This window comes from Bacillus sp. TH22 (assembly GCF_016651015.1).
Lineage (GTDB): Bacteria > Bacillota > Bacilli > Bacillales > Bacillaceae_G > Bacillus_A > Bacillus_A mycoides.
On the sequence record NZ_JAEKER010000001.1, the window covers coordinates 421979 to 446876 of the forward strand.

Below are 24898 nucleotides of genomic sequence, written 5' to 3' on the forward strand. Positions count from 1 at the left end.
CTTGGTTTTTATTTGAAAATTAGGGGTTGAATAGGAGGTTTCTTTCCCCTATATATGGAAAAATAATAAGAGGAAAGAACAATACCAATAAATAAGGGTGGTTATTATGATAAAAACAAAAGATCAAATAGAGAAAATTGTAAAAGAAATACATCGGAATATAGATTTTTCTGGGGTAGTCTTAATAAAAAAAGATGATGATATTATTTATGAAAATTCATTTGGATATGCTAACCGAAGTGAATGTATAAACAATACACTACAAACAAGATTTGGAATTGCCTCAGGATGCAAATTATTTACTGCTATCAGTATCTGTCAACTTGTTGAAAGAGGTGTAATTACTTTTCATACAAAGTTAAAAGATTGTCTACATATTAAATTCCCAAACTTTAATGAAGATATTACAGTACATCAACTTTTAACGCATAGTTCGGGTATTCCAGATTATTTTGATGAAAGTATCATGGATAACTTTGAAGACCTTTGGAAACAAACTCCTATGTATCTATTAAAAAGTTTAAAAGACTTTTTACCATTATTCCAAAACAGTAATATGATGTTTACACCAGGAAGTAAGTTTTACTATAATAATGCAGGTTTTATTATACTTGGATTAATTATAGAACAGCAGACAGGACTTGAATTTACGGAATATATAGAAAGAAACATATTTGTTCCAGTTGGTATGAATGATTCAGGCTATTTCTCTTTAGATAATTTACCAAAACATACTGCTCTCGGATATATTAAGGATGTAAATAGTCAAAAATGGAGAACAAATGCATACTCTATACCCATAAAAGGAGGTTCTGATGGCGGTGCTTACATTACTGCACCAGATATGGTGAAATTTTGGGAAGCTCTATTTAACAACGAAATATTAAGCCGCGAATATACGAAGTTACTTTTAACTCCTCATATTTTGGTGAATAATAGCCAGTCTTACGGCTATGGAATATGGATTGAGAAAAAACAAGAAAATATTTTTAAATATCATGTAATGGGATATGATCCAGGCGTGAGTTTTCGCTCGGCCGTATACCCGGAATTAGGAATTACATTAGTTATTCCATCAAATAAAGGGGCAGGACCTGAAAAACTAATGGTGGAAATAGAAGGAGCTTTTTAATTACATGGATATAAAAATTAGAGCATATAAAAAAGAAGACGAAATAGGCTAGGTACGTTGCCGTGTGTTATCTTTTTTAGATACAGCATATTATGACAATGTACTTAGAGGGAAAGAAAAATATGAAAATCCCGTAATTGAACTAGTTGCTATACATGAAGAACAAGTAGTAGGAGACGTACGAGTAAAAAGTACGTCTTTTTACTTTTATAAATAATGCTTAAGGCTGATGGGAAATCACATTCCATATTATACAAATTAAAGTAGCTATCGTATTTCAAACAGAGACGAATATAATTTTCAAAGGTAAACAAGTATATAGGAGGACTCTAAATGGATATTCTATTTGTTATTCTACTTGTTATTCTTATAATTGTATTAATTCAAGGTAAGGAATACAAAGTGAATATTAATCGTATTTGGCTCATTCCGGCTTTGCTGTGCTTTGTAACAATCCAGTCCATTATTCATATGGGACAATTAAATATATTGCACGTACTACTATTCGTTGCAATGCTCGGAATGGGATTGGGTCTAGGAGTTATTAGGGGAAAAGCTTTAACATTTCGATTAGATAGTGAAACAGGTCATGTATTACGAAAAGGAAATTGGTTAAGTACAATTATTCTCCTTGTTATTTTAGGTGCAAAGGTTTTGATTAAGCAAAGTATGTTTCCTGGCAGTACTCACCACACATTAATGGTTGTAACGAATGCCTTTTTATGTATCACATTAGGTACCGTAATTAGTAGACGCTATTATATTTGGAAAAAATATAATGAATTAACACAAAAAGCGTAAATACATTCGTCCCTTGTTTAACAACGCTGTGAACGGTAATACTAAATAATATTGAACTTTTACAACAAGGGATGATACTATGATATTCATTTACACAGATTTCGGTGGAACGCATTCAACTGCACTCGCTGCAGCTTATCATTTAAATAAATTACCAATAGATCGTAAGTTAACGAAAGAAGAAATATTAAATGTTGATTACTTTAATAAATTGAAAACAGAGGATATGGGAAAGATTATTTTTCATGGACAAGATGAATATGGGAATCCTGTATATACAATTGGCTGCGGGGCATCCAAAGTCGTTGTACCTGCGATGAAGCATTTAGGAGAGATTCTGCAAAAACATTATCACAGCCATGAAAAGATTATTTTTTCTAATACATCACCAACAGTTCCTTTACCAATGACTTTCGGTGGTCTGTTTTCTAGAAGGTTCCACATCGACTTTATCGGCGTACCATTACTCGTATGGGGAGCAAAACTTAGCTGTGATAACATACAAAGGCTTGTTAATTATACGAAAGAAGCTGGCCGATTGACGAATGATTATGTTGTAATTTTAGATAACGAAACATTTAAGTAATGTTAAAAGAAGGCCGGGGAATTTTGTGGTTTTCTTTTTTTTGATAAATAGACAAAAAACATTCACATTTATTATACATCTACTATAGCCAAAATAATAAAGTCCTGTTACTATTACAGGGGATATTCTCTTTTCGTAAGATAAATATATAGAAAAGTCAGAAAAGAGGAACAGAATAAGGGAGGAACAACATGAAGCGTGTTGCTTGGTTTACTGATAGTACAACTGCGAGTTTTACAACAGATGGTGATAACTTTGTTATCCCAATTGAAGTTATTATTGATGGAGTGTCTTATAAGGATTGTGAAGAAGGAGTTCATAAACGTCTTTATGAAGCGTTAAATGATGGAAGAACAGTTACTACTTCGCAACCTAACATAGGGGAAATGGTAGAATTATTTACTAAATGCAAAGAAGAATATGAAGAAGGCTTTGCAGTTGCTATTAGCGGAAAAGTAAGTGGGACCTATCAAAATATGAAGTTAGCTGCTGATATGGCAGGTTTCCCTTTAACTGTATTAGATAGTGAAACGACAAGTTATCCAATGGATGAACTTTTGAGAAAAGCTAAAACGTTATACAATGATGGTATGACTTTACAAGATATACATAAAACATTAGTAGATGAAAAAAGAAGGCCTTTTTATGTATTTCCAAAAAGCTTAAAAGGTTTATATGCAAGTGGTCGAGTAAAGGGAGTTCAATTTTTACTTGGAAGTTTATTAAGTGTCAACTTAATCTTAGAAGTAAAAGGCGGGGAACTTTTACTTGAAAAGAAAGTGCGTAAAATCCAAAAATGTAGAGAATACATTAAAAATGAGCTTGAAAAAGAATTACCAAAAGTACTTCATATGTTCTATGCTAACGATAAAGATGGAGCTGAAGAATGGATTTTAGATATTAAACAAGCATTCCCTGAAATGGATTTCAAGCTTTATCCATTGCCGATTTCATTTGCTGTTCATGCAGGTGAAGGAACAATAGCAATTAGTTATTAAGAGGAAAACCCGTGAATAATTCGCGGGTTTTTTATTTTTATTTAATTAAATCAAAAATGAGGTCCCGACACACCTCCATCAAGCTTAGAAATCGATGGTTCTCCAAAACAAGCCATGAGAGATTTTATTGCGTTATCAGAATTAATTCATGAAGCTGTGTTACAAGCAATAGGGCATGCTTAATAGGAAAAAAAACAAGTATAACCGAATCTAGGTTTATACTCGTTTTTCTTTCAAATAGGAGAAATTATTTTAAAACCCAGTTTTCTGCTTCATGACGAATACGAATGAAACGACGATATGTACCTTCACGTTGGATTAGTTCTTCGTGTGTTCCTTTTTGAACAATTTTTCCGTTTTCAAGTACAACGATTTGATGGGCGTTTTGAATTGTTGCAAGTCGATGGGCAATAATGAGTGTGGTTTTTCGTTTTGTCAGCTCATCAAGTGCACATTGAATGAGCGATTCATTTTCAGGATCAAGGCTTGCGGTTGCTTCATCTAAAATAATAATTGGTGCGTTTTTTAAGATAGCACGGGCGATGGAAATACGTTGTTTCTCACCTCCAGATAGAGAAGATCCACCATCTGTTAGCACCGAACTATACCCATCTTTAAGTGACATGATAAAGTCGTGACATTGCGCTTTTTTTGCCGCCTCAATGACTTGGTCTTTCGTCGCCTTAGGATTACCGAAATGTATATTGTTATAAATAGAATCATTGAATAAATAAACATTTTGGAATACCATGCTAATCGATGACATTAATGTATGAAGACTTAATTCATTAATATTCATACCATTAATTGTAATAGCCCCCTTATCTACATCATAAAAACGAGCGATTAAGTTACATAGTGTCGTTTTACCAGAACCAGACGGACCGACAATTGCAGTTGTTGTTCCTTCTTTTATATGAAGTGATACATCTTGGATAATTGGGCGATCACTATAGCTAAATGAAACATGATCGAACGTGATATCAAAATGTTTTAAATGTATATCTTTACCTTTTGTATCGACAAATTCTGTTTGTTCAATAGCATCCAGCTTATCTAGCATATTGTCAACTGTTTCAAGAACGTGTGTGGCATCACTAATTGGTTCAATACTATCAAACATAACGAAAGAAAATAGTGTGATTAAGATCAGGTCAGAAAACTCCATATCACCGGATAAAACAAGTGACGAAGCAACGAGAACAAGTAAAACTGATGCAAGCTTCAGCCCCATACGGTGACCGACATTATAAAAACCGAATGACTTTTGAATTTCAATGTTAACATTTTTACTATTTTTAAAGGCCTTGTTAATATTTCGTGATGCTATACCTTCTTGGTTGAAGCTTTTTACAACCGACATACCACGTAAGTATTCAAGTGTATTGTTAACGAGTTCATGTTGACTTTGTTGATGTACGGGGGCCTTTTTCCGGCTATGTTTTTGTAGTAATTGTAAAAAGATCATAGATAGTATAACGCCAGCAATTGCAATAAGTGCCATAATGGGATTGTAGAACAATAAGAATAAAATCATTGTAAATGTCATGATATAACCGTTTACAACAATATCAATCATTTTCATTGCCATCATTTCCACAAATGATAAATCGGTAGTTACAATACCATTAATATCACCTGTACGGTACTTATTGAAAAAACCGAGTGAAACTCCTTTTAATGTGTTCCCAAGCTGAATGCGATGTGATGCAGCGAGTTCATAACCGACACTCTCTTGATAAACAGCTTTTAAATAAGAAAAGAGGAATCGTCCTAAAATTGCTATCACCATAAATAAAAGGAGTAACCAAATTGTTTGTGAAGTTAATTCTTTTGTACCATGATAGTCATCGAGCATATATTGCAGTCCCTTAGCAGAGATGACAATGGGTAAAGTAATACAAATAGCTTGGAAAAATGAGAAGACGAACCCAAGATATACGCGCTTTTTATAAGGACCGGTCCAATTCAGAATTCGTTTTATAATCTTAAACATTGGAATGTCCCTCCTTAGTTACATAGTCTGATTGAATATCTTTTTTACTTGCACCAATATGTGCTCGCCATAGTTTTTGATACAAATTATTACTTTGTAAGAGCTGGTCATGGGTACCCATAGTATGAACATTGCCACTTTGTAAGACGACAATTTGATCAGCGTGTTTAATCGTTGATAATCGATGAGCAATAACAATTAGTGTTTTATTTGAAGCTAACTCATTAAATGCTTTTTGAATTTCAGCTTCATTTTCAGGATCTGTGAACGCTGTTGCTTCATCTAAAATAATAATTGGTGCATCCTTTAAAATAGCACGTGCAATCGCAAGACGCTGCTTTTCACCGCCAGATAGTTTTTTTCCAGCTTCACCAGAGTCCGTTTGATAGCCATTTGGTAATGATTTAATAAATTCATCGCAACGAGCAAGGCGAGCTGCATGGAAAACTTCATCGTCTGAAGCATTGGGATTCCCCATGCGAATATTCTCTAATATACTTGTACGGAAAAGGAAATTATCTTGTGCAACATAGCTAATCATCTTACTGAAATCGTTTGGATGAATATCTTTAATATTGATGCCACCAATGTTGATACTTCCATTAGATACATCCCAAAAGCGTGTTATGAGCCGAGCGATAGTGGATTTACCACTACCAGACGGACCTACAAGTGCGGTATAGTTACGCTCAGGAATAATTAACGATAGATCGCGGATAACTGTATGTTCTTCGTTGTAACCAAATGCAACATGATTCATCTCTATTTGAAAGTGAGTTGGTACTAGATTGTAAGTAGGGGCAACCGATAATGCTTCTAGATGTAAGTAGTCCTTTGTGTCATTCACTGCATATTCGATAGATTTAAAATCATTAACGAAAGTTGTCAATTGTATGAGCGGATGAATTAATCCCATCGATAAAGTTAATGAGATAATAAGTTCTGCTGGTTCAATAGTACCATTTTTGTAAAGAAGCAATCCGACTGGAAGTGTTCCAACAAGCGTTGAGGGGAGGAGCGCATTCCCGAGAGTCATTAAAGGCCATGTGCTACGGAACCAATTTAATGTGTAATCCTTAAATGATGTAATAGCATGAGAGAATTTTTTATAAGATTTGTTTGTTTGATTAAATGTTTTAATGACTTCAATTCCTTCTACATACTCAACAATCACACTGTTAACGTGGTTGCTAGCCTCCATGTAATTTTTGTATTGTGAATTAAAGTTGCGCATCATGATCATATAAATCATGAACGCGATTGGTACGGTAATGAGTGTAGCTAATGCCATTCGATAATCGATTGTTAACAAGTAAATAAAAACACCAATTGGTAATAAAATATTGGATAGCCCTTCAGGGATAATATGGGCAAGTGGAAGTTCTAATGTTTCAACACGATCAACGATGACATTTTTCATCTTACCAACAGGTTGATTGATAATGTGTCCAAGTGGCGCACGCATGAGACGCTCAGCTAATTGCAAACGAATATTCTCTAAAATACTGTAAGCAACTTGATGTGAGTAATAACTTGAGAGTGCATGAAATACTGTTTGTACGAAATAGCCACAGGTAGCAATGAAAATCCAATAGCTAATGCTACTTATAGTTTGGGTACCGTCTATTAATAGTTTAAGAATATAATAGATGGCTACATAAGGAACGAGTCCACCAATAACGCTAATAATAGCTAAGAAAGTAGAAATAATCATTAGGTGTCTAAAGGAAGCTGCAAATTGTAAAATCGAGTGAATCCAATGTTTCTTTTGAGCAGGGTGTGTATAATGTTCCATATTTTCACGTCCTTTATAGTGTAAATGTTTTAATTTCTTTTATACGACCGTTTGCAATTTCAAGTGTTTCATCACAAGAAAGAGCAATCAGTTCAGGGTCATGAGTAATAATAAATAGCTGTTTTTTTATATGCGTAAAATGCTTGTATAAAGCCCAGTATTCATAAAACCTTGTACAGTTAATTTATTTTTTGTCACCATAATGAAACTCCTTTCTGTTTTGAGGTCCTTATATAAATCCAATTGATATATTTTGAATATTCTACATTAGATATTTTATCGAGAATGATTATCAATGTCAATATGTGGATGTGGAATGAAATTATAAGTATAGTACTCTTTGACAAGGCAGGAGATCGATATGTAGGTTAGACAATGAAAGTGGGAGCTGGGAGGCCTTGTGTAGCTCTCTTTAGCAGGCAGAGTAAGACTTCTAGAGCAAAAGTTAGAGAAAAGAGGGTGGTTCATCTAAACGTACGAAATCTGTAAAACGTTGGTGCCCCCATGTATATTAATAAGGTTTTAAGTGTGGCGTACACTAGTGGCACAGGTAATCTTAAAGATTGAGTTATTATTTATGAACCTGATGCAGAATTGGCAATCCTAATTCATACTATAAATAATCTTGCATAGGGAGATAAAAGGATTTTAAAAAATAAAAAAGAAGTATATATAAACAAATACATAAATGGTAGTGATAATATGAAAATCAGTAAGTTTGCAGAAGTAAATAGTGTAAGTGTAGATACGATTAGGCATTATATAGACCTAGGACTCGTTATTCCTGAAAAAAGGGAAGTCACTATTTTTTTGATGAATATTGTCAAAAAGATGTAGAGCTTATATTAGAGTACAAATGGCTAGGATTTAGTTTGAATGAAATTAAAGAACTTTTTCTTTATAAAAATTTAGCGAAATCTATGAATTACGAAACAGATACTTCTTATCAATCTTTATTTAAATTGAAATATGAAAAGGTTGAACAAGAAATAAAAACATTAGAGGAAAGAAAAGATAAATTAAAGACAGCGTTAAATAATTTATCTACAGCAACTAAAATTTCGAATTCAATTTTAGGGATAGATTTAACAGTACTTAATTTATTTAAATGTTTTAAGTGTAACGGAAATTTAATTCTGGAAGATGGCATTATCAATAAGAACCAAATTGTTGAGGGAAATCTAATTTGCAATTGTGGTGAAGAATACGAGATTGCCTCAGGGATTTTAACAGTCGGAAAATCATTTGAAGCATATGAAAGGACTTTACTTGAGGGGTATATTTCAGATTATATCAATGAAACAGATACTACTTTTTTGGAGAATATACAAAGAGGAGGAGAATGGGCGAAAAAGAAACTAATGCAGCTAGATTTAAATAATAAGGTGTTACTTGATTTAGGATCGGGTCTTGGGTTCTTTTTACGAAATATTTATGAAGAACTACCAGAAGATTGTTTATATATTGCTGTTGATCGAGATTTGAATAAACTTCTATTTTTAAAAGATGTAATTGAAAAAAGAAATTCCAAAAGAAACATTCTTTTTATTTGCGCTGATTTTTTAAGTATACCTATTCAGAATCATTCTGTTGATATTGTAATTGATCAGTCTGGTACAAGTAATTACAGTTTTGAGCATGAAAATTTTTTATTGCACGAATTAAACTATCTATTCAAACCTGATTGTTATTTATTAAGTTCATTTATTGTATTTAAAAATTTTAGCATAAATAGCCAAATTACAACTAGATTAAGAGATAATTTTACTTCTTCAAAAGTCAAGGGAGAAATCCAAAAGCTACAGTTTAATTCCATAGATGAAAGAACTTCAGAATATATAGAACGAGGAGGAAAATACGAGGATTTCTTTGTTCAAGGAGAAGAAATTTATACATATTCATTTTTCGGAAAAAGATGGGGTTAACCCCATCTTTTTAAATTTTTCTTTTAAAAGTTTTTAATACTAGCATATTGATATTGGGTTGACCCGAGAACTTACACTGTACGTAATACAAAGTTCAGCGGGAGGGAAATATTATGGGAAGTTTACGATTACATATAGAAAATAAAAAAAGAAACCAAGAACTAAGAAATATTTGTTTATATTCAATTGCAAAAACAGTATCAATATTCGGTAGCTCTATATATAGTTTCGCATTAGGATTATATGTTTTACAAATAACCGGATCTGCGTTAAATTTTGCGATTACGCTCATTTTAGGAACGATTCCAATGATTGTTATGAATCCATTTGCCGGTGTAATTGCTGATAAGGTTGATAAAAAGAAACTGGTTATTTGTATGGATTTACTAAGTGGATGCTTATTAATAACTGTTTATATATTAAGCAGCTATTATGGATTAAACTTATTCATCGTTTATACTACTACCTTTCTTATGACGGTATTTACAACATTTTTTGGAATAGGATTAGAAGCCGCAAAACCAAATATCGTCTCTAAAGAGCGGCTTATGAGTATTAACTCTATAAGTAAAATTATCGATTCTGTATCTTTAATTCTCGGTCCTATGTTAGGTGGCATCGTTTTTGCAGTCTTTGATATTAAAATTTTTATAATTATCAACGGTATTTCATTTATTCTTTCGGGTATATCCATATTATTTATTCATTTTAAACTGTTCGAGTTCAACATAAATGAGGAATGCCCAAAAAGGAGAATTAATTTTATTAAAGATATAAAAGAGGGGTTTTCATACTTAATTGAAAAGGAAAGCTTAAAGAATACGTTTCGAATTTTAATTTTACTTAATTTCTTCTTAGGGTTTGCTGTAACTGTTCCATTGCCATACATTATTAACACAGTTCTCAATCTTAGTTCTAAGCAATTTGGTATCATTCAAGGGACTTTTCCAGTAGGGATGATAATTGGTGCAATTTTAGTAAAAAAGATAACTAATCGTTTTTCTTACTCTTATCTTTTGAAAAAGCTAAGTTCAATGTTGGCAGTTTTTATGATTATTTCAGGAATTCCAGTTCTATTCAAAAGTTTTGAAGTAAATGATTTTGTATACGTTATTACGTATTGTGTTGTTATGTTCTTTTTAGGGCTAATAATAGCGTTAATTGATATTCCTTTAATTTATTTCATGCAAAAAGAGATTCCTGATGAATATAGGGGGAGGGTACTCAGTATTGGATTAAGTATAGGTAAAATGATGCAGCCAATAGCATTGGCATTATCAGGATTATTATTAAATTATATCCCTGCTTACACGCTTCCAATTACAGGAGGGATAGTATTTCTTATTTTGAATAAGGCTTACTCAAATAAGTTAAATTTAGAAATTCATTCAAAAGATTATAGTGTTTTGCGTAGCTAAGTAAATTTGTTAAGTAACAAAAAGATGTTTATTTTGCAATAAAGTCCTTTAAAAAATAATAATGTTGTTTAAAAATCCTTCTTTAACTAAAGTGATAGGTGGTCGAAGTAAAGGCACTTTTTTAAATACAAAATTTATTATTTGATTTCGGCTGTGGAATTTGATTTATCTATTTTGTATTTACTAATAAATGTGTTAATGCTTGCTTTAATGGTGTAGCCTGACGTTCTAATAAGAAATTCAAATGGGTATGTGTTGATTCTAATCCTCTTTCACGAATCCCTTTTTGAATCATTACTAACATTGGAAGATAGGCTTCAGGTACTCCAGCACCTTTTAACATTTCTTCATAAGAAGAGTCATCTACTTCTAATAAAGGAATTTCTTTTCCTAATACTTCACTTAATATATCAACAAATTGCTGTTGTTTTAAATTTTCACCTGAAAGTTCATAAATCTTATTTTTGTGACGAGCAGATACCAAAACATTCGCTGCTGCTTCAGCTAAATCCGGACGATATACCCAACCGATTTTCCCTTCTCCTGCAGAAGTCACCCAAGGGGCACCAGCCATACAGCTTTGAATTGTACCAAGTTCATTTTCTACATACCAGTTGTTACGCAGAATCACATAAGGAATACCTGATTCAATAATTGCTACTTCACATGCTCTATGCATGCCCGCTAGGAAAAAGTCATTTCCTTCTGCTCTTGTAACACTTGGATAAATAATTTGTTTTGCACCTGTTGCTTTGGCAGCTTCTACTGCATTTGTATGCTGACGTATAACTGTATCAAAGTCACCAAATGTTGACATGATGAATAAACGATCAACATCTTTGAATGCTGAAAACAAAGTTTCTTGATTTTCAAAATCCGTTACACGTACTTCTAAGCCTTGTTCCTTATAACTAAGTGCTTTTTCAGACTTGTCATCACGTACACCAACAATTATTTCTTCAATTGATAATCTGGTAAGTAAATACTCAACAATTTTAGAACCTAAATTTCCGCTTGCACCTGTTACTAAAACTTTCATACAATCTCTCCGTTACATACATCGTTATTTTTGATTTTTGTATACATTACATATACTATTTCTTAAGAAGGATTTATGTAAGTAGGCACAATTTAATAACATAGTCATAAAAATAGTACTTAGCGAAAAAGGAGATTTTATTATGGCACGTTTTAGTTATCAAGATGAATCGGTTTCTGAAGAAACACAGCAAGAAATTTGTCCATTAACAGTTACCCAAAATGCAATTGCAGGAAGATGGAAAATCGTGATTTTGTGGCATTTAAGCAAAAATGAAATTATTAGGTTTAATGAATTATTGAGGATGTTACCTGGTATCTCAAAAGGAATCTTAACTAGACAATTAAGAGAGCTTGAAGAGGACGAGTTAGTACACAGAGAAGTTTATAAAGTTGTTCCACCAAAGGTAGAATATTCTTTAACAGAGCAGGGGGAAAATTTATACCTGTATTAGAAGCAATGCAAGTCTGGGGTAAAGATGTGCTAAATAAAAAAATAGAGATGTATGAAAAGCATAAGGACTAATAAATTCTTAATACCTTCCTATTACCAATAGGAAGGTATTAAGTTCACATTAAATACTGAACAATTTATTAATGTAAGTTGTATTGGAAAACTATCGTAATTCAGCTGTCTTTCTAATAACTATTTTATCAATATCATCTTCTTCATCACCAATAAATAATCCGCGCTCTTTTAAATATGTTTCGAAGTATAAATCTGCTTCTGCACGTTCATCATATGGCTTTACAGATAAAACGAAACCTAATTTATTTTGCTCCTCTAAATGAGAAGTGGAGATGTAAGCCGGTACATTGTGGCGCAAAAAGAGCTCTTTAACCGGAATAATCATATCTTTCATTAATTTCGTTAACATACCCATTTCAAACTCAAAATTAAAGCGATCTATACTAGATAAATCCGCGAATACTACACCAATAAAACCTGTATTAAATACTTCTTGATATTCTACTTCTTCGTTACCGTAAAAATTCTTTTCGATTAAATAATTTATAAAGTAAGCAACGCCATCACTTTGTTCAAACGGTTTTGTTGAAAGAACAAAGCCGATTTTCTTTTGTTTATGTAAATACACACATGACATGTATGCGGATATATTATGTTCTTTAAATAATGCACTCGTTGCCCCAGATAGACCATCTAGTACGTGATGCACAATTTGAAGTTTTTTACGAGCGAAATAATAGGATTTCTTTTGTAACTCCAATGTATCAATAAAGACAGAGCCGATAAAGCCTGTATTTGAAATAATAGGTGTTTGCTTTTTTCTTCCTCTGCGCTTTGCTTGAGTCATTGTTGAAATCATCCCTTCATGTACAAATAAATTAAAAAAGAACGTTTGTTCGTATATTTATATTTTACTATTAAAACGCACTAAAGTAAAGGGTTTTTGACGAAAAAACAATAAAAAAGACACCTATAAAAGGTGCCTTAAACGTTGCAGGGAAGAGGTTTCATCCCATTATTTATATTAAGATACAGATACAATCTCTTCTGTATCTTCTACATCTAAATGACAGTCCATAGTACGAACATCTTGATCTTCATGACTTCCGAAATAAATAGTAATTTTCATATGTATCGCTCCTTTATTCTAGGAATACCTAAAATAATTACTAGTAATGTTAATATTTATTATATACCACTTTTTTCATTCCGACAATGTTATATCATTTTTAATTCTTATTATGCTACATTGTGTGATATAAAGGGGTTAAAAAGGGGAATATCATTGATTAAGTGAAATTTCTTATATGTTATATTTAATATAGGTGTTATTTAATTACTATTTTTTAAAAGGAGCATAATTGATGAATTATCAAAAGTTACTTATAGATAATTTTATATACAAAACTTCATATGTTGCTCGTCATGTGCAAGGGATGAGTGTAAAGAAAACGAAGGATTATATTACCGTTAACTGTGGTTTACCTACAGATACATTTAATATTATTACTTTATTAAACAACAACTTAACGGAAGGAAACGAGGAATTATGTGCGGAGATAGAACACTTTAATCAAAAAGGGTTCCCCATGAGTGTTTGGTGTTGGGATGCAAAGAGAGAGAATACACTTAAGAACGAGTTACTAAAACTTAGATTAATAGAAGCAGAAAATAATATTGCAATGGTTGCAGATTTACAAACAATTCATCCTACATTAGACATACCAGCAGGTTTTATAATACAAAAAGCAACTTCGCCGGTACAAATACAAAAATTTGGCGAAACGTTAGCGGCTTTATTCGGTACATCAGCGGAAGGCTCTAATGTTCAATCCTACTATAATCAAATTTCTTCTTTAGATTTATGGAATAGCGATGACATGCAACTATACTTAGGTCTTTATAAAGGTGATGTAGTATCTGTTGGCTCTTTAGTATGTACGAAAGATAGTGTCGGTATTTATGATATAGCGACTAAAGAAGAAATGAGAGGAAAAGGTTTTGGCTCTACTATGTTTAATTTCCTGCTGCAAGAAGCAAAACAATTAAAAAATATGTACTGCGTACTACAAGCTTCACCTGATGGAATAAATATTTATAAAAAATCCGGCTTTCAAGTTGTAGGACAAATGACTGTTTTTGAAAATCGGCATTTATTTGAGTAAATCATCCAAGTCAAATTGTTTTAAATATAGGAGTTAACATACCGTTATGAAAAAAACAGCTATAATTACAATCATTTGTTTCTTCATAGTAATAAGCATCTTTGTTTTTCAACAAGTAAATGAACATAATTATATAAAAGCTACTAATCAATCAAATCATATAAAAAACATTGCGCATAGAGGTGCTTCTGCATATGCACCAGAACATACAATAGTGGCTTATACATTAGGACAACAATTAAAAGGTGACTATATAGAAATAGATCTCCAAATGACAAAAGATGGACATTTAATAGCTATGCATGATGAAACATTAAACCGTACAACAAACGGTGCGGGCTTAGTAAAAGAGCATACATTAGAAGAAATAAAGAAACTAAATGCAGGATCTTTTTTCAATAAAAAGCATTCCAATTTAGCAAAGAAAGAATTTGAAGATGCTACAGTTCCAACACTAGAAGAAATTATTGAAACGTTTGGACATAATGCTAACTATTATATCGAAACAAAATCGCCAGATGAATATCCTGGAATGGAAGAAAAACTATTAGAAATTATTAATCACTACCAAATAAATGATAAAGTTATTATTCAATCATTTAGTGAAGAAAGTCTGCAAAAGATTCATAGTTTAAATACCAATATATCTCTAGTACAATTATTATCATATAAAAAAGCAGTTCAATTAACAGAACTAGAAATTGAGAATTATAAAAAATACTGCATTGGCCTAGGGATGAACTTTAAATATATTGATGCAGCCTATGTAAAAAAATAAAGAAATATGGATTAGAAGTGCATCCATTTACAGTAGATAATGAAAAGGATATGAAAAAGTTACTGATATGGGATGTAGACGGGATGTTTACTAATTATCCGGATCGTTTACATTCAATATTGGATTTGAAAAATCATAAATAAAAAGAATTACCCGATAGGAAATGATGTACGGCTGTTTTCCTGATGGTAACATAATTGAATACATTGAGCTGAAGTTTAAATAACTATGCAAAAGAGAAAACAAAAAAGAATCCAATAAAAATATTGGATTCTTTTTATTTAGTTCTATGCACCCATCGTGAAACAATAGGATAATGAAATTCTTTATTTTGTAATTCATATAAAATCCCTTTAAGTGGTCCTAAAATTACGGCGGCTAAAAGTATTATATATAGTGGAATTGTTCCAAAAATAACAAATAAGGAATTTGTACTCAAGTCAATGTGTAATAAGGAAAGCATGATCGTACGGATTACTACGAAGTTCCAAAGAAATACAGCGAGCCATACTCCAAATTGGAAAAGGGCTGATTCTAGATTCATCTCTTTTATACTTTGTGATTTGAAAACGAAATAAAGTATGAGCGGTATAAAGAAAAGTGTATTACCAAAGAGGAAAAAGGCCAAGAAAGATAATAAAGTAATTGCATGTATCACTAGTTTAATGTTTTTATCTTGTGATAGTATCATTAAAATCCTCCTATATTTAATTTAGATGGTAAAAAACAATATAACCCATTATATCATAGGAAACATGAAATCTAAATAATCATACTATTCGCTGTGTTAAGCATAATTTTTCATAAGATTACTCAGAAAGTAATCAAAATGCAACTAATTTTTCCTCTGTTTTTTATATTTTTTTGATACACTGGCTACGAGAGGAATGCCAATTAAGGTAGGTAAAAACCAAAACCATATAGGCGGCAGTAAATTAATAATTGGAATATGAATTCCGACGTTTACTAAAAGTGCGGTTACGGCACCGATATAGGAGCCTAACATACCTCTAATATGGTGGCGAATCCAATTTTTCCAACGCTTTTTTCTTGCAAGGTAGCCATAAATCGCAAATGAATAAGAGAAAATTGCTACATAAAATAAATATGCGATTTCATCCCACTTTATAATGGCCAATATAATTGCCGTCAGGGTTATGACAACATAAGATGCATGATATATTTCGCCCCATTCCGTATGTTTTCCTTTCTTTTTTTGAGCAACCATCGCTACAATACCAGTAATTAAACATATGGTTCCAAATAATATGTGTATGGTCAAAAGAATGTTGAAAATGCTCATAAAAGTTCCTCCTTTTTTATTTTTATAGTATTGCAGTATAGGAGAAAAGTTGAAAAATATAGTTAGTTCGCCTTAATATATTGAAATAAAGGTATTCCTAGAACAAAATGAAATGATTAAATTTTTTCTCAAATTTAGTGAGATGAGTATTACGTTAAATGAAGGAGAGACTTCTATGTTTACATCTATCACATACTTACAATCTGGGAACGATAAACAACAAAAAGTTTACGAAGTTATGAATAAACTAAACATAATGGCGGATTTAGCTTTGTATAGTCCTGTACTTTGCGGGACAATCCCTATTAGAATTGATACCCTTCACTCTGACTTGGATATTGTAATGGAAGTACATGATTATGATGTTTTTGAACAGGAAATTAGATCTTTGTATGGTTCATATGAATGATTTGAAATGAAAAAGAAAAACATTAGAAATATCTTAACAATAAAGGCAACTTTTCAATTTGAAGGTTTTGAATTTGAATTATTTGGTCAACCGCGGCCAGTGCGTAACCAAAATGCATATAAACATATGATAGTGGAGCACATGCTATTAATACAGCATCCCCATATTAGAAAAAAAATCATCCAATTAAAAGAACAAGGCATAAAAACAGAACCAGCTTTTGCACAAGTATTAAAAATTGACGGAGATCCTTATGAAGAACTTATTTTATTAGGACAGGAAATGAGATTGTGGTAAATAAGGTACACATAAAAATCCTCTTTATATAAAAGAGGATTTTTATTATGCCATTAACTTACGAATCAAATTACTTAATATATAAATACCTTGAGTAATTTGTTCAGGGGAAGCATATCCATACGATAAGCGTATGCACTGATCCGATTCTTCTTCATAAATACGTCCTGGGTTTAAAAGAACTCCCTTTGATAGTGCTTCTGAAAACAGTTTTTTCATTGGAATGTTAGGTACAACCGTTAGCCATATAAAAAATCCACCACTAGGAATATCCCATGTAGTAATGTCAGCACAGTACATATTTAATGCTTGTATCATTATTTGTCTTCGTTTTTTTAGTTGAATCCTTACGTTCGCTACGTGCTCCTCATAAAAAGCTTTACTTAACCATTCTGCAGCAACTCTTTGAGATAAAGAACTTGACCCATAGTCAGTTTGCATTTTTATGTCTGATAATCTCTCAATAACAGGCTCTGGTCCGATAATCCAACCAATCCTAAGTCCTGGGCTAAGTGTTTTAGATAGGCTACCGATATATAAAACATGTCCATATTTATCCATCGACTTTAAAGGAGGGGGCGGGAGTTCATCCATCCATAACTCACGGTAAATATCATCTTCAATGATAGGCAATTGTTCTTTTTCGCATATTCTTAGTATTTCTTTTCGTCGATCCTTGGACATTAATACACCCGTCGGATTTTGAAAACAAGGAATCGAATATAAAATATTTTTCTTTTGACTATAATTAATTCTTCTTAACAAATCATTAGGGATAATTCCATGTTGATCCATCTGTATTCCAGAAAGGTGAATATTAGCCGATTGAAATACGTGAAGAGAATATAAGTAAGAAGGTCGTTCAAGTAAAACAGTTGACTCTCTATGTAAAAGACCGATTGATATTAATTGTAATGCCTGTAATGCACCAGAGACTATTAATATAGAGCTTGGTGATGTATTTATTCCAAATGATTTTACATAATTACTTATTGCTTCACGTAAAGGGAGATATCCTTTTTGTTCTTCATATCCGAAATAATCTAGTTCCTCACATACGTTACGCATAATGAATTGCATAGTTTCTAGCGGGAAAAGATGAGGTGCAAGTTCTCCTTTACTAAGATGAATCAATTTTTTATTTGCTTCTGCTTCATTTATTTCCCGTACCATTAACTTGCTTGGTTTATGAATACCAGCCTTTACATATTCACTCCAATCGGGCGGGGGATTGGTGGCTAATAATGACCATGTATTATTCGTTACAATTGTTCCTGACCCGATTTTCCCTTGAATTAAGCCATCTGCCATAAGTTCTTCTAGTGCAATTATTACAGTACTACGATTTACATGAAATAATTTCGCTAACTGCCGCTGGCTAGGAACCTTACTTCCAATCGGCCATTCTCCGTATTCAATTTTTTCTTTCATATAGTCTATTATCTGCCGATATTTAGGCAGTTTTTTATCAGTAGACATATTAAAAACTCCCTCATTCATTTTAAAAATGCAAAGTGGTTGGTTTTTTCAAGGATTAACTGGTTGAAGACATTGTATCAACTATTAAATATGATGAAAAGAAATAATTGGTAATTAGAAAATGGCTGGTTTATTGGAGAGGGAGAGAAAATATGCATAATAAAAAATGGGGTTTTCGTATTGTATGTGCTCACGCTTTTACGATTCTTATATGGGGAACAGCTTTTCCAGGAATTCGGATGGGGCTTGAAGCTTACACCCCTGAACACCTTACTTTGCTACGATTACTAATCGCTTCTTTGATTCTTCTTTTGTTTTCACTTATATACAAATTACGTTTACCTGACTTGAAAGATATTCCAGTCATTTTTATATTTGGTGCTCTTGGATTTACAATTTATCATATTGCACTGAACTACGGTGAAAAGAGTGTAAATGCTGGACCTGCTAGTTTAATTGTATCAGTAACACCTATATTAACGGCAATTCTTGCTTCTGTTTTTTTGAATGAAAAAATGAAATTAAATGGTTGGATCGGTGGTGTAATTAGTTTTGTAGGAATTGCTTTTTTATCGTTAAGTCAAGGAGATTCCATTCAATTGAATAGTGGGGGATTACTAATATTATTGGCGGCAATTTCAGAAAGTCTATTTTTCGTTTTTCAAAGGCCATACTTAAAAAAGTACGGTTTCTTGCCATTTACAATATATACAATTTGGTCTGGTACTGTATTTATGCTTATTTTTTTGCCAGGGATTTATCAAGAAATCGTAACAGCTCCTATAGAAATTACTTTGAGTGTTATATATTTAGGTGTGTTCCCGACAGTACTGCCGTATATTGCATTAGCATATATTACATCCCATGCCAGTGCTTCTGAGGCAACAAGTTCTCTATATTTAACACCAGTAACTGCATGTATTATCGCTTGGATATGGTTAGGTGAGGTGCCAACCTTTGTTTCGATAATTGGAGGGGGAATTACTATACTTGGAGTTGTGATTGCTCATTTAACATTTAATAAAGATGATTATAAGCAAATTGAGAGTGGAAAGGTATGGTAAGACATCCCTACGAGTATTTGCAATTTGAATGCAAAATTTCGGATTAATAACAGGTTTTCAATTCTATAAAAATAGTGGGAAAAATCTATATTAAAATCAGTTAGTCCAATATTTGTACGAGATTTAATTAAACTGGTAGATTATTTATCTGCAAAAGAACTAGCATAATGCTAGTTCTTTTTTATCAATACATTACTCACCATTAATATTTGCTTAGAACTGTATAGATTTAATTTTTTTCCACATATACATAATTATCTTACCTATGAAAGGAGTGCATTTCTTGGAGAAGGTTTTATTTTTTGGAGACCCAGGTATTGATGATTCGTTTGCAATTATGTATGGCTTACTGCATCCTGAAATTGAAATTGTTGGTATCGTAACTGGATATGGAAATGTTGAACATATACATGCCGCTCATAATGCCGCATATATTTTACAGTTAGCAAACAGACAAGATATTCCTGTAATTAGCGGTGCAACAGGCCCACTTACAAATGAAATTACAACGTATTACCCTGAAATCCATGGACCAGAAGGATTAGGGCCCATCCATGTACCGGAAAGTGTGTTATCTATTCCTATATACAATTTTGGTAGTATTGCTGCGATTCTTGTAAAGTATGGAGAAGATTTAACAATTGTCGATGTAGGAAGATCTACCTCGTTAGCGATTGCTTTTAATTTATGGAACGAATTGATGTTAAATATAAAAGGAATTTATTTTATGGGTGGTGTCTTTTTAGAAGCAGGGAATGTTACTCCATTAGCAGAGGCAAACGTGTATGGAGATCCTATAGCAAGTCAAATTGTATTTCAGCAAGCGAAAAATATAACGTTATTCCCTTTAAATGTAACAAATAAAACGGTTTTAACCCCAAGTGTATTTACTTATATTTTAGTTAATACACAAAATCCATTTAAGTCGATTATGAAACCCATGTACGATTATTATTTATCAGCATACCAAAAACTCAATCCATCTATTGAAGGGCCATTATTACACGATGTACTTGCTATAAGCGGTTTAGTGAATCCTACATTTTTAAATTATACATCCCGAAAAGTGACTGTGGATATATGTGGCGAAACGAAGGGACAAACTTTTGCTGATTTTCGCCCACACTCTAAATCTGAAGGGGCGCGTATAGCGTTACAATTAGATGAGGAAAAATTTATTCAGGATTTTATGAAAATCATGTTATAAGTTGATGTCGAAAAAGGGAATCATTTCACTCCGTTGAATATAAAAGATAAATTCTCTTTTTAAAGGAGCTTAAAATAGTGAATGTCCAATTAAAAATTGTTACGAGAGAAAATTGGGAAGACGCATTAAAGTTACGAGTTAAAGAAAATCAAATCCATCTTGTTCCCGCAGTGGCAGTATCACTTGCTAAAGTATACATAAAACCAGATGGTGAAAATGTCGAATATATTCCATTCGCTATATATAATGGTGATCTTATAGTTGGTTTTATTATGCATGCTTTTGTACGAGAGTCAACAGATATGTATTGGATTAACGGATTTATCATTGATGAAAAAGAGCAAGGAAAAGGATATGGAAAAGCAGCATTACAGGAAATCATTAACTTAATAAAAAATAACTTTAAAGAGTGTGAGGAAATTAGATTAACTGTCCATAAAGATAATATTTCTGCAAAGAAACTATATGAATGTTATGATTTTAAACCATTAGGAAATGTATATGACGGTGAGGAAGTATATCGCTTATTGTTGTTGAAATAAAGATGTACTGTTTTGAATAAAGTTATATCGTGTATGTATAGTGAAAAGGAAAAGAACATCTAGAATTGAAAGATCGATTAAGAAACTGTTTTGAAACAATAAATTGTTCCGTTAAAGGGTCATATTGCGGAGAATTGGTTGTACTAATTCATATAAATTATCGCAAACTCAATTCACGCAATTATTTAAACATTTTATTATAAAACAGTATTTATATATACTTAAACTATCATTAATAAAAACATCAATGGAGGAACTAACATGAAAGAAAGCAATAAAAAAGAGTTGTCACTAGAGCAACGTGAAGAATTACTACAAACATTGAAAGATCGTTTTGAGAATAATATGAACCGTCATAAAGGTTTAGAATGGGCTAATGTTCAAGAACGGCTGGATGCTAATACTGAAAAGTTGTGGTCGCTCAACGAAATGGAACGAACTGGTGGCGAACCTGATGTTGTTGATTTTGATAAAGAAAAAGGCGAATATATTTTTTATGATTGTTCAGCAGAAAGTCCTAAAGGTCGTAGAAGTGTTTGTTACGATCTTGAAGCGCTAGAATCAAGAAAGAAACATAAACCAGAAAATAACGCTATTGATATGGCAACTGCCATGGGTATTGAACTATTAACGGAAGAAGAATATCGTGAGTTTCAAAATCTTGGGAATTTCGATTTGAAGACGTCGAGTTGGGTGCAAACACCTTCTGATATTAGAGAACTTGGCGGTGCCCTTTTTTGCGATTATCGCTTTGGACACGTCTTTGTGTATCACAATGGGGCAGAATCTTACTATGCCGCAAGAGGCTTTCGTGGTTCGTTAAGAGTCTAAAATTTGTACAGGCAGGTAAATTTGAAGTAGAGAATAGATTTGCTTAGGGAATAGTAGTGATTGCATACTTTAGCTACGGCTTCGATTTTGAGGCCGCAAAGAATAGGGCTAATCAAACCTTATTGTAAAAGAATGAATCAACTAAAAATATTAAGAGTATGTTTTGATAATTTTCTTCATAAACATACTCTTTTTTAGAATGATTTATCAAAATTATTAGTTTTAATTAACGTATAAACGAGAACTTGTAAAAGGTACTCTTGCAATTATCAATGAAATTCACCCATATGAAACACCTATGATTTATATTATCCCGCTTTTAAATGAAAATTTTCGAGCAAGTATAAAGTGAATGATTAGGAGGAATACAAAATGAAAAGTAAATTCCATCATATTGTACGAGCTATCATGATACAAGATGAAAAATTACTAGTTGCTGAATACATAGGAAATCACTATTTTTTACCCGGTGGCCATGTTGAAATTGGGGAATCAGCAGAGAATGCACTAATAAGAGAGTTACGAGAAGAACTTGGAGTAACTTGCAGTATAAAACAATTTTTAGGCGTCATAGAAAATCAATGGCAAGTCAAAGAAACCCTCCACCATGAAATTAACCACATTTTTGAAATAGATTCAAATGAGTTAAAATCCGATTTCACTCCAATATCTAAAGAGTCCCATTTAGCATTTCACTGGATTGATTTTAATAAAGAAAATATAAATTCCTATACAATAATGCCGACACCTTCAGTAAAAGAATTACTAGAAAGAAAATTAAGTGATGAACTATTAACTTGTTGGATTAGTAACTTTTAATTGTCTCTATTTATATTAATTCCGTCCACTAAAAGAATATAAAGAAAATAGGCTCATAAACAAGGTACATCACCTAGTGTAAATTCATATTTTGTTGATGTACGCATTTAGTCTATAGCCTTATTTCTACTTTATTTTTAAAAGTAAATAAACTCGAAAATTTGGACGGAATTTATATTTGTAAATGGAGGGTTTCATAATGAATGAGTTTCAACAAGAACTACAAGCGTTAAACCTTAATGCTTATCAACCTGGTAATGTTGTGTATTGGGATCAGCAACAAAATCAATATCCATATTACTACATTCAAGACGATGCACGTCGTTGTGGCGGATGCGGTGGCGGCGGACGTTGTGGCGGTGGCGGTTGTGGTGGTCGCTGTGGTGGTTGTGGCGGCGGACGTTGCGGCGGTTGTGTAGGCTGTGTTGGTTGTTTCAGCTGTTCTAATTGCTGGAACTGGTGGTTTATTTAAGTATTATAGATCTATAATATTTCACATGAAAGAAAAGTGCAGATGCAAAGTTATAATGTATTGAAACTTTTCTTTCATGCTGTCATTTTTATATGTTTTAGGGGGATATTTATTTGTACAAATATGAAAAATTAATTTCATGGGTAGAAAGCATTAAAGAGACCAATCAAAGTTCTGCGGCAGCACTTTGTATTATTAAAGATAATAAGATTGTACTAGAGCATTATAGTGGAACGCATTCAAATACTCCTACTAGTAAAAAGGTAACCATATCTTCACAGTTCAATGTCGCTTCCGCAAGAAAAAGCTATTTAGGATTAATGGTAGCTTATGCAGTTTATGAGGGGATAATAAAATCACTTGATGACGAGGCAGTAAATTATTTTGAAAAACATGATCCTTCATTACTCGGTAAGACAACGATAAGACATTTAGTAACTCATTCACACGGTTTAAATGAAACCGATGAGGGGACAGTTTTTCGTGAATTTGAACCGGGACAAGCCTGGGCGTACAGAGATATTAATGTAAGAATGGTGACGCAGCTTATTTATCAGCTGTATAATAAGAGTTTTCCTGAACTCTTAAAGGAGCGTGTATTCATACCTGCTGATTTCAAAGAAACTGGATGGAGAATAAAACAAGATGATAATTTAGTTAAGGTTGTTGTAAACCCAGATGAAGATGCAATAAGTAGTGTTGGTGCAGTAGATGACGGCTCCGAAAAAAATCTTTTTGTCTCTGCGAGAGAATTTGCATACTGGGGTAACCTTCATTTAAATAAAGGGTTTTTAAATGGTAAACAAATTGTGCCAAAAGAAGTTATAGCACTTGCTACGAGCTTACAAAGTCCAGAGTACACAAATAAAGAACTACCTCAAAACGGGTTGTTTTGGTTCGTTCAAAATGAACCTGCTTTATTTAGCGAACTTGGTGAGCGAGTTCCTAAAGGTTCCTATCAAATATTAGGAATTACAGGACCAACGATATTAGTCATTCCAGAATATAATGTCGTCGTTGCTAAAATGTACAATAAAAGATACAACTATGGTGGGGATAATTATTTATATTATTTACGTGAATTTAGCAATTTAGTCGCTGATACATTTAGTAGCAGTAAAAATACTATGGTTAGGGTATAACTACTCCTATAATAAAAAGGAGTGAACTTTAATGAAAAATGAAGTGAATAAAAATAAAAAGCAAAATATAAAGGATGTAAACACAGAACAAAACGCGATTTATAGCGATCCGAAAGATGCAGCTAATATGCAAACTGTACCGCAGCCGAAAGACTTTGAGGAAATTGAATATTAATTTTCTCTCCGACTTATTTATGAAAGAAAAATACGTCTTAAGTCTCATCACTTTCAG

21 protein-coding genes and 5 pseudogenes are annotated in these 24898 nt (G+C 32.5%); 19 read left to right on the top strand and 7 right to left on the bottom strand.

Annotation, left to right across the window (positions count from 1 at the left end; genetic code table 11):
* Positions 1-106 precede the first annotated feature (106 nt).
* From JFU18_RS02355 to JFU18_RS02375, 5 genes and pseudogenes are all read left to right on the top strand, one after another.
* The gene (locus tag JFU18_RS02355) at positions 107-1132 is read left to right on the top strand and encodes a serine hydrolase domain-containing protein (protein WP_201033855.1); all 1026 of its coding nucleotides are present in this window, start codon (positions 107-109) and stop codon (positions 1130-1132) included.
* A gap of 64 nt (positions 1133-1196) precedes the next feature.
* Positions 1197-1322, top strand: a pseudogene (locus JFU18_RS02360) (GNAT family acetyltransferase); the annotation flags it as partial.
* 143 nt (positions 1323-1465) lie between these two features.
* Positions 1466-1933, top strand: coding sequence for a DUF1453 family protein (locus tag JFU18_RS02365; RefSeq protein ID WP_002168280.1), 468 nt, complete (start codon positions 1466-1468; stop codon positions 1931-1933).
* Between the two features lie 79 nt (positions 1934-2012).
* Positions 2013-2519, top strand: a complete 507-nt coding sequence (locus tag JFU18_RS02370) for a DUF3189 family protein (protein WP_201033853.1) — start codon at positions 2013-2015, stop codon at positions 2517-2519.
* Positions 2520-2710: 191 nt separating this feature from the next.
* Positions 2711-3517 (top strand): DegV family protein, encoded by an 807-nt coding sequence (locus JFU18_RS02375; protein WP_002141971.1) that lies wholly within the window; start codon positions 2711-2713, stop codon positions 3515-3517.
* Positions 3518-3764: 247 nt separating this feature from the next.
* Here the strand turns inward: JFU18_RS02375 and JFU18_RS02380 are convergent, their stop codons facing one another.
* Both JFU18_RS02380 and JFU18_RS02385 read right to left on the bottom strand, forming a co-directional pair.
* Complete coding sequence (locus tag JFU18_RS02380) at positions 3765-5513, bottom strand: ABC transporter ATP-binding protein (RefSeq protein WP_201033852.1); 1749 nt, start codon at positions 5511-5513, stop codon at positions 3765-3767.
* Positions 5506-7308, bottom strand: a complete 1803-nt coding sequence (locus JFU18_RS02385) for an ABC transporter ATP-binding protein (protein ID WP_201033851.1) — start codon at positions 7306-7308, stop codon at positions 5506-5508. The genes JFU18_RS02380 and JFU18_RS02385 overlap by 8 nt, the downstream gene beginning before the upstream one ends.
* A 702-nt stretch (positions 7309-8010) precedes the next feature.
* Between JFU18_RS02385 and JFU18_RS02390 the strand changes: the two are divergent.
* Positions 8011-9233: pseudogene (locus JFU18_RS02390) on the top strand (methyltransferase domain-containing protein).
* Positions 9234-9346: 113 nt separating this feature from the next.
* A complete protein-coding gene (locus JFU18_RS02395; RefSeq protein WP_201033850.1) occupies positions 9347-10651 on the top strand; it encodes an MFS transporter in 1305 nt (434 codons plus the stop codon).
* A 169-nt stretch (positions 10652-10820) separates the two neighbouring features.
* On the opposite strand, the gene JFU18_RS02400 is transcribed toward JFU18_RS02395, so the two are convergent.
* Positions 10821-11690: an SDR family oxidoreductase gene (locus tag JFU18_RS02400; RefSeq protein ID WP_201033849.1), complete on the bottom strand. Its 870-nt coding sequence runs from the start codon at positions 11688-11690 to the stop codon at positions 10821-10823.
* 142 nt (positions 11691-11832) lie between these two features.
* Here JFU18_RS02400 and JFU18_RS02405 point away from each other — a divergent pair.
* Positions 11833-12215: pseudogene (locus JFU18_RS02405) on the top strand (winged helix-turn-helix transcriptional regulator).
* Positions 12216-12306: 91 nt separating this feature from the next.
* Here the strand turns inward: JFU18_RS02405 and JFU18_RS02410 are convergent.
* The gene (locus JFU18_RS02410) at positions 12307-13005 is read right to left on the bottom strand and encodes a hypothetical protein (RefSeq protein ID WP_088291854.1); all 699 of its coding nucleotides are present in this window, start codon (positions 13003-13005) and stop codon (positions 12307-12309) included.
* A gap of 517 nt (positions 13006-13522) precedes the next feature.
* On the opposite strand from JFU18_RS02410, the gene JFU18_RS02415 reads away from it, so the two are divergent.
* Together JFU18_RS02415 and JFU18_RS02420 are read left to right on the top strand one after the other, a co-directional pair.
* Positions 13523-14323 (top strand): GNAT family N-acetyltransferase, encoded by an 801-nt coding sequence (locus JFU18_RS02415; protein WP_085311392.1) that lies wholly within the window; start codon positions 13523-13525, stop codon positions 14321-14323.
* A 46-nt stretch (positions 14324-14369) separates the two neighbouring features.
* Positions 14370-15244: pseudogene (locus tag JFU18_RS02420) on the top strand (glycerophosphodiester phosphodiesterase).
* A 134-nt stretch (positions 15245-15378) separates the two neighbouring features.
* Here JFU18_RS02420 and JFU18_RS02425 read toward each other — a convergent pair.
* Positions 15379-15792 carry a magnetosome magnetite crystal formation protein family gene (locus JFU18_RS02425; protein WP_002141962.1) on the bottom strand — a complete coding sequence of 138 codons (414 nt, stop codon included), beginning with the start codon at positions 15790-15792 and terminating at the stop codon, positions 15379-15381.
* A gap of 144 nt (positions 15793-15936) precedes the next feature.
* Positions 15937-16404 (bottom strand): DUF2306 domain-containing protein, encoded by a 468-nt coding sequence (locus JFU18_RS02430; protein WP_002136583.1) that lies wholly within the window; start codon positions 16402-16404, stop codon positions 15937-15939.
* Between the two features lie 175 nt (positions 16405-16579).
* Here JFU18_RS02430 and JFU18_RS02435 point away from each other — a divergent pair.
* Positions 16580-17110: pseudogene (locus tag JFU18_RS02435) on the top strand (DUF4269 domain-containing protein).
* Positions 17111-17155: 45 nt separating this feature from the next.
* On the opposite strand, the gene pdxR reads toward JFU18_RS02435, so the two are convergent.
* Positions 17156-18589: a MocR-like pyridoxine biosynthesis transcription factor PdxR gene (gene pdxR / locus JFU18_RS02440; protein ID WP_201033847.1), complete on the bottom strand. Its 1434-nt coding sequence runs from the start codon at positions 18587-18589 to the stop codon at positions 17156-17158.
* A 152-nt stretch (positions 18590-18741) separates the two neighbouring features.
* Between pdxR and JFU18_RS02445 the strand changes: the two genes are divergently transcribed.
* From JFU18_RS02445 to JFU18_RS02480, 8 genes are all read left to right on the top strand, one after another.
* Entirely contained in the window at positions 18742-19653 is a 912-nt protein-coding gene (locus JFU18_RS02445; protein WP_201033846.1) for a DMT family transporter, read from the top strand.
* 283 nt (positions 19654-19936) lie between these two features.
* A complete protein-coding gene (locus JFU18_RS02450) occupies positions 19937-20860 on the top strand; it encodes a nucleoside hydrolase (RefSeq protein WP_002127616.1) in 924 nt (307 codons plus the stop codon).
* A gap of 77 nt (positions 20861-20937) precedes the next feature.
* On the top strand, positions 20938-21402 hold the full coding sequence (locus JFU18_RS02455; protein WP_085311380.1) for a GNAT family N-acetyltransferase: 465 nt from the start codon (positions 20938-20940) through the stop codon (positions 21400-21402).
* Between the two features lie 261 nt (positions 21403-21663).
* Positions 21664-22233 carry a DUF4256 domain-containing protein gene (locus JFU18_RS02460; RefSeq protein ID WP_201033845.1) on the top strand — a complete coding sequence of 190 codons (570 nt, stop codon included), beginning with the start codon at positions 21664-21666 and terminating at the stop codon, positions 22231-22233.
* Positions 22234-22605: 372 nt separating this feature from the next.
* Positions 22606-23052, top strand: coding sequence for an NUDIX domain-containing protein (locus JFU18_RS02465; RefSeq protein WP_201033844.1), 447 nt, complete (start codon positions 22606-22608; stop codon positions 23050-23052).
* 199 nt (positions 23053-23251) lie between these two features.
* Positions 23252-23524, top strand: a complete 273-nt coding sequence (locus JFU18_RS02470) for a heterocycloanthracin/sonorensin family bacteriocin (protein ID WP_002013220.1) — start codon at positions 23252-23254, stop codon at positions 23522-23524.
* A gap of 113 nt (positions 23525-23637) precedes the next feature.
* On the top strand, positions 23638-24666 hold the full coding sequence (locus JFU18_RS02475) for a serine hydrolase domain-containing protein (protein WP_201033843.1): 1029 nt from the start codon (positions 23638-23640) through the stop codon (positions 24664-24666).
* 31 nt (positions 24667-24697) lie between these two features.
* Positions 24698-24841, top strand: coding sequence for a hypothetical protein (locus tag JFU18_RS02480; RefSeq protein ID WP_002013225.1), 144 nt, complete (start codon positions 24698-24700; stop codon positions 24839-24841).
* Positions 24842-24898 lie beyond the last annotated feature (57 nt).

What these genes read in the sequence shown, in the direction of transcription:
- JFU18_RS02380 (WP_201033852.1), bottom strand. Translation starts at nt 5,513, where the DNA reads ATGTTTAAGATTATAAAACGAATTCTGAATTGGACCGGTCCTTATAAA.
- JFU18_RS02425 (WP_002141962.1), bottom strand. Translation starts at nt 15,792, where the DNA reads ATGATACTATCACAAGATAAAAACATTAAACTAGTGATACATGCAATT.
- JFU18_RS02385 (WP_201033851.1), bottom strand. Translation starts at nt 7,308, where the DNA reads ATGGAACATTATACACACCCTGCTCAAAAGAAACATTGGATTCACTCG.
- JFU18_RS02445 (WP_201033846.1), top strand. Translation starts at nt 18,742, where the DNA reads ATGCATAATAAAAAATGGGGTTTTCGTATTGTATGTGCTCACGCTTTT.
- JFU18_RS02410 (WP_088291854.1), bottom strand. Translation starts at nt 13,005, where the DNA reads ATGACTCAAGCAAAGCGCAGAGGAAGAAAAAAGCAAACACCTATTATT.
- JFU18_RS02375 (WP_002141971.1), top strand. Translation starts at nt 2,711, where the DNA reads ATGAAGCGTGTTGCTTGGTTTACTGATAGTACAACTGCGAGTTTTACA.
- JFU18_RS02395 (WP_201033850.1), top strand. Translation starts at nt 9,347, where the DNA reads ATGGGAAGTTTACGATTACATATAGAAAATAAAAAAAGAAACCAAGAA.
- JFU18_RS02465 (WP_201033844.1), top strand. Translation starts at nt 22,606, where the DNA reads ATGAAAAGTAAATTCCATCATATTGTACGAGCTATCATGATACAAGAT.
- JFU18_RS02470 (WP_002013220.1), top strand. Translation starts at nt 23,252, where the DNA reads ATGAATGAGTTTCAACAAGAACTACAAGCGTTAAACCTTAATGCTTAT.
- JFU18_RS02415 (WP_085311392.1), top strand. Translation starts at nt 13,523, where the DNA reads ATGAATTATCAAAAGTTACTTATAGATAATTTTATATACAAAACTTCA.
- JFU18_RS02355 (WP_201033855.1), top strand. Translation starts at nt 107, where the DNA reads ATGATAAAAACAAAAGATCAAATAGAGAAAATTGTAAAAGAAATACAT.
- JFU18_RS02480 (WP_002013225.1), top strand. Translation starts at nt 24,698, where the DNA reads ATGAAAAATGAAGTGAATAAAAATAAAAAGCAAAATATAAAGGATGTA.
- JFU18_RS02430 (WP_002136583.1), bottom strand. Translation starts at nt 16,404, where the DNA reads ATGAGCATTTTCAACATTCTTTTGACCATACACATATTATTTGGAACC.
- JFU18_RS02370 (WP_201033853.1), top strand. Translation starts at nt 2,013, where the DNA reads ATGATATTCATTTACACAGATTTCGGTGGAACGCATTCAACTGCACTC.
- pdxR (WP_201033847.1), bottom strand. Translation starts at nt 18,589, where the DNA reads ATGTCTACTGATAAAAAACTGCCTAAATATCGGCAGATAATAGACTAT.
- JFU18_RS02400 (WP_201033849.1), bottom strand. Translation starts at nt 11,690, where the DNA reads ATGAAAGTTTTAGTAACAGGTGCAAGCGGAAATTTAGGTTCTAAAATT.
- JFU18_RS02365 (WP_002168280.1), top strand. Translation starts at nt 1,466, where the DNA reads ATGGATATTCTATTTGTTATTCTACTTGTTATTCTTATAATTGTATTA.
- JFU18_RS02460 (WP_201033845.1), top strand. Translation starts at nt 21,664, where the DNA reads ATGAAAGAAAGCAATAAAAAAGAGTTGTCACTAGAGCAACGTGAAGAA.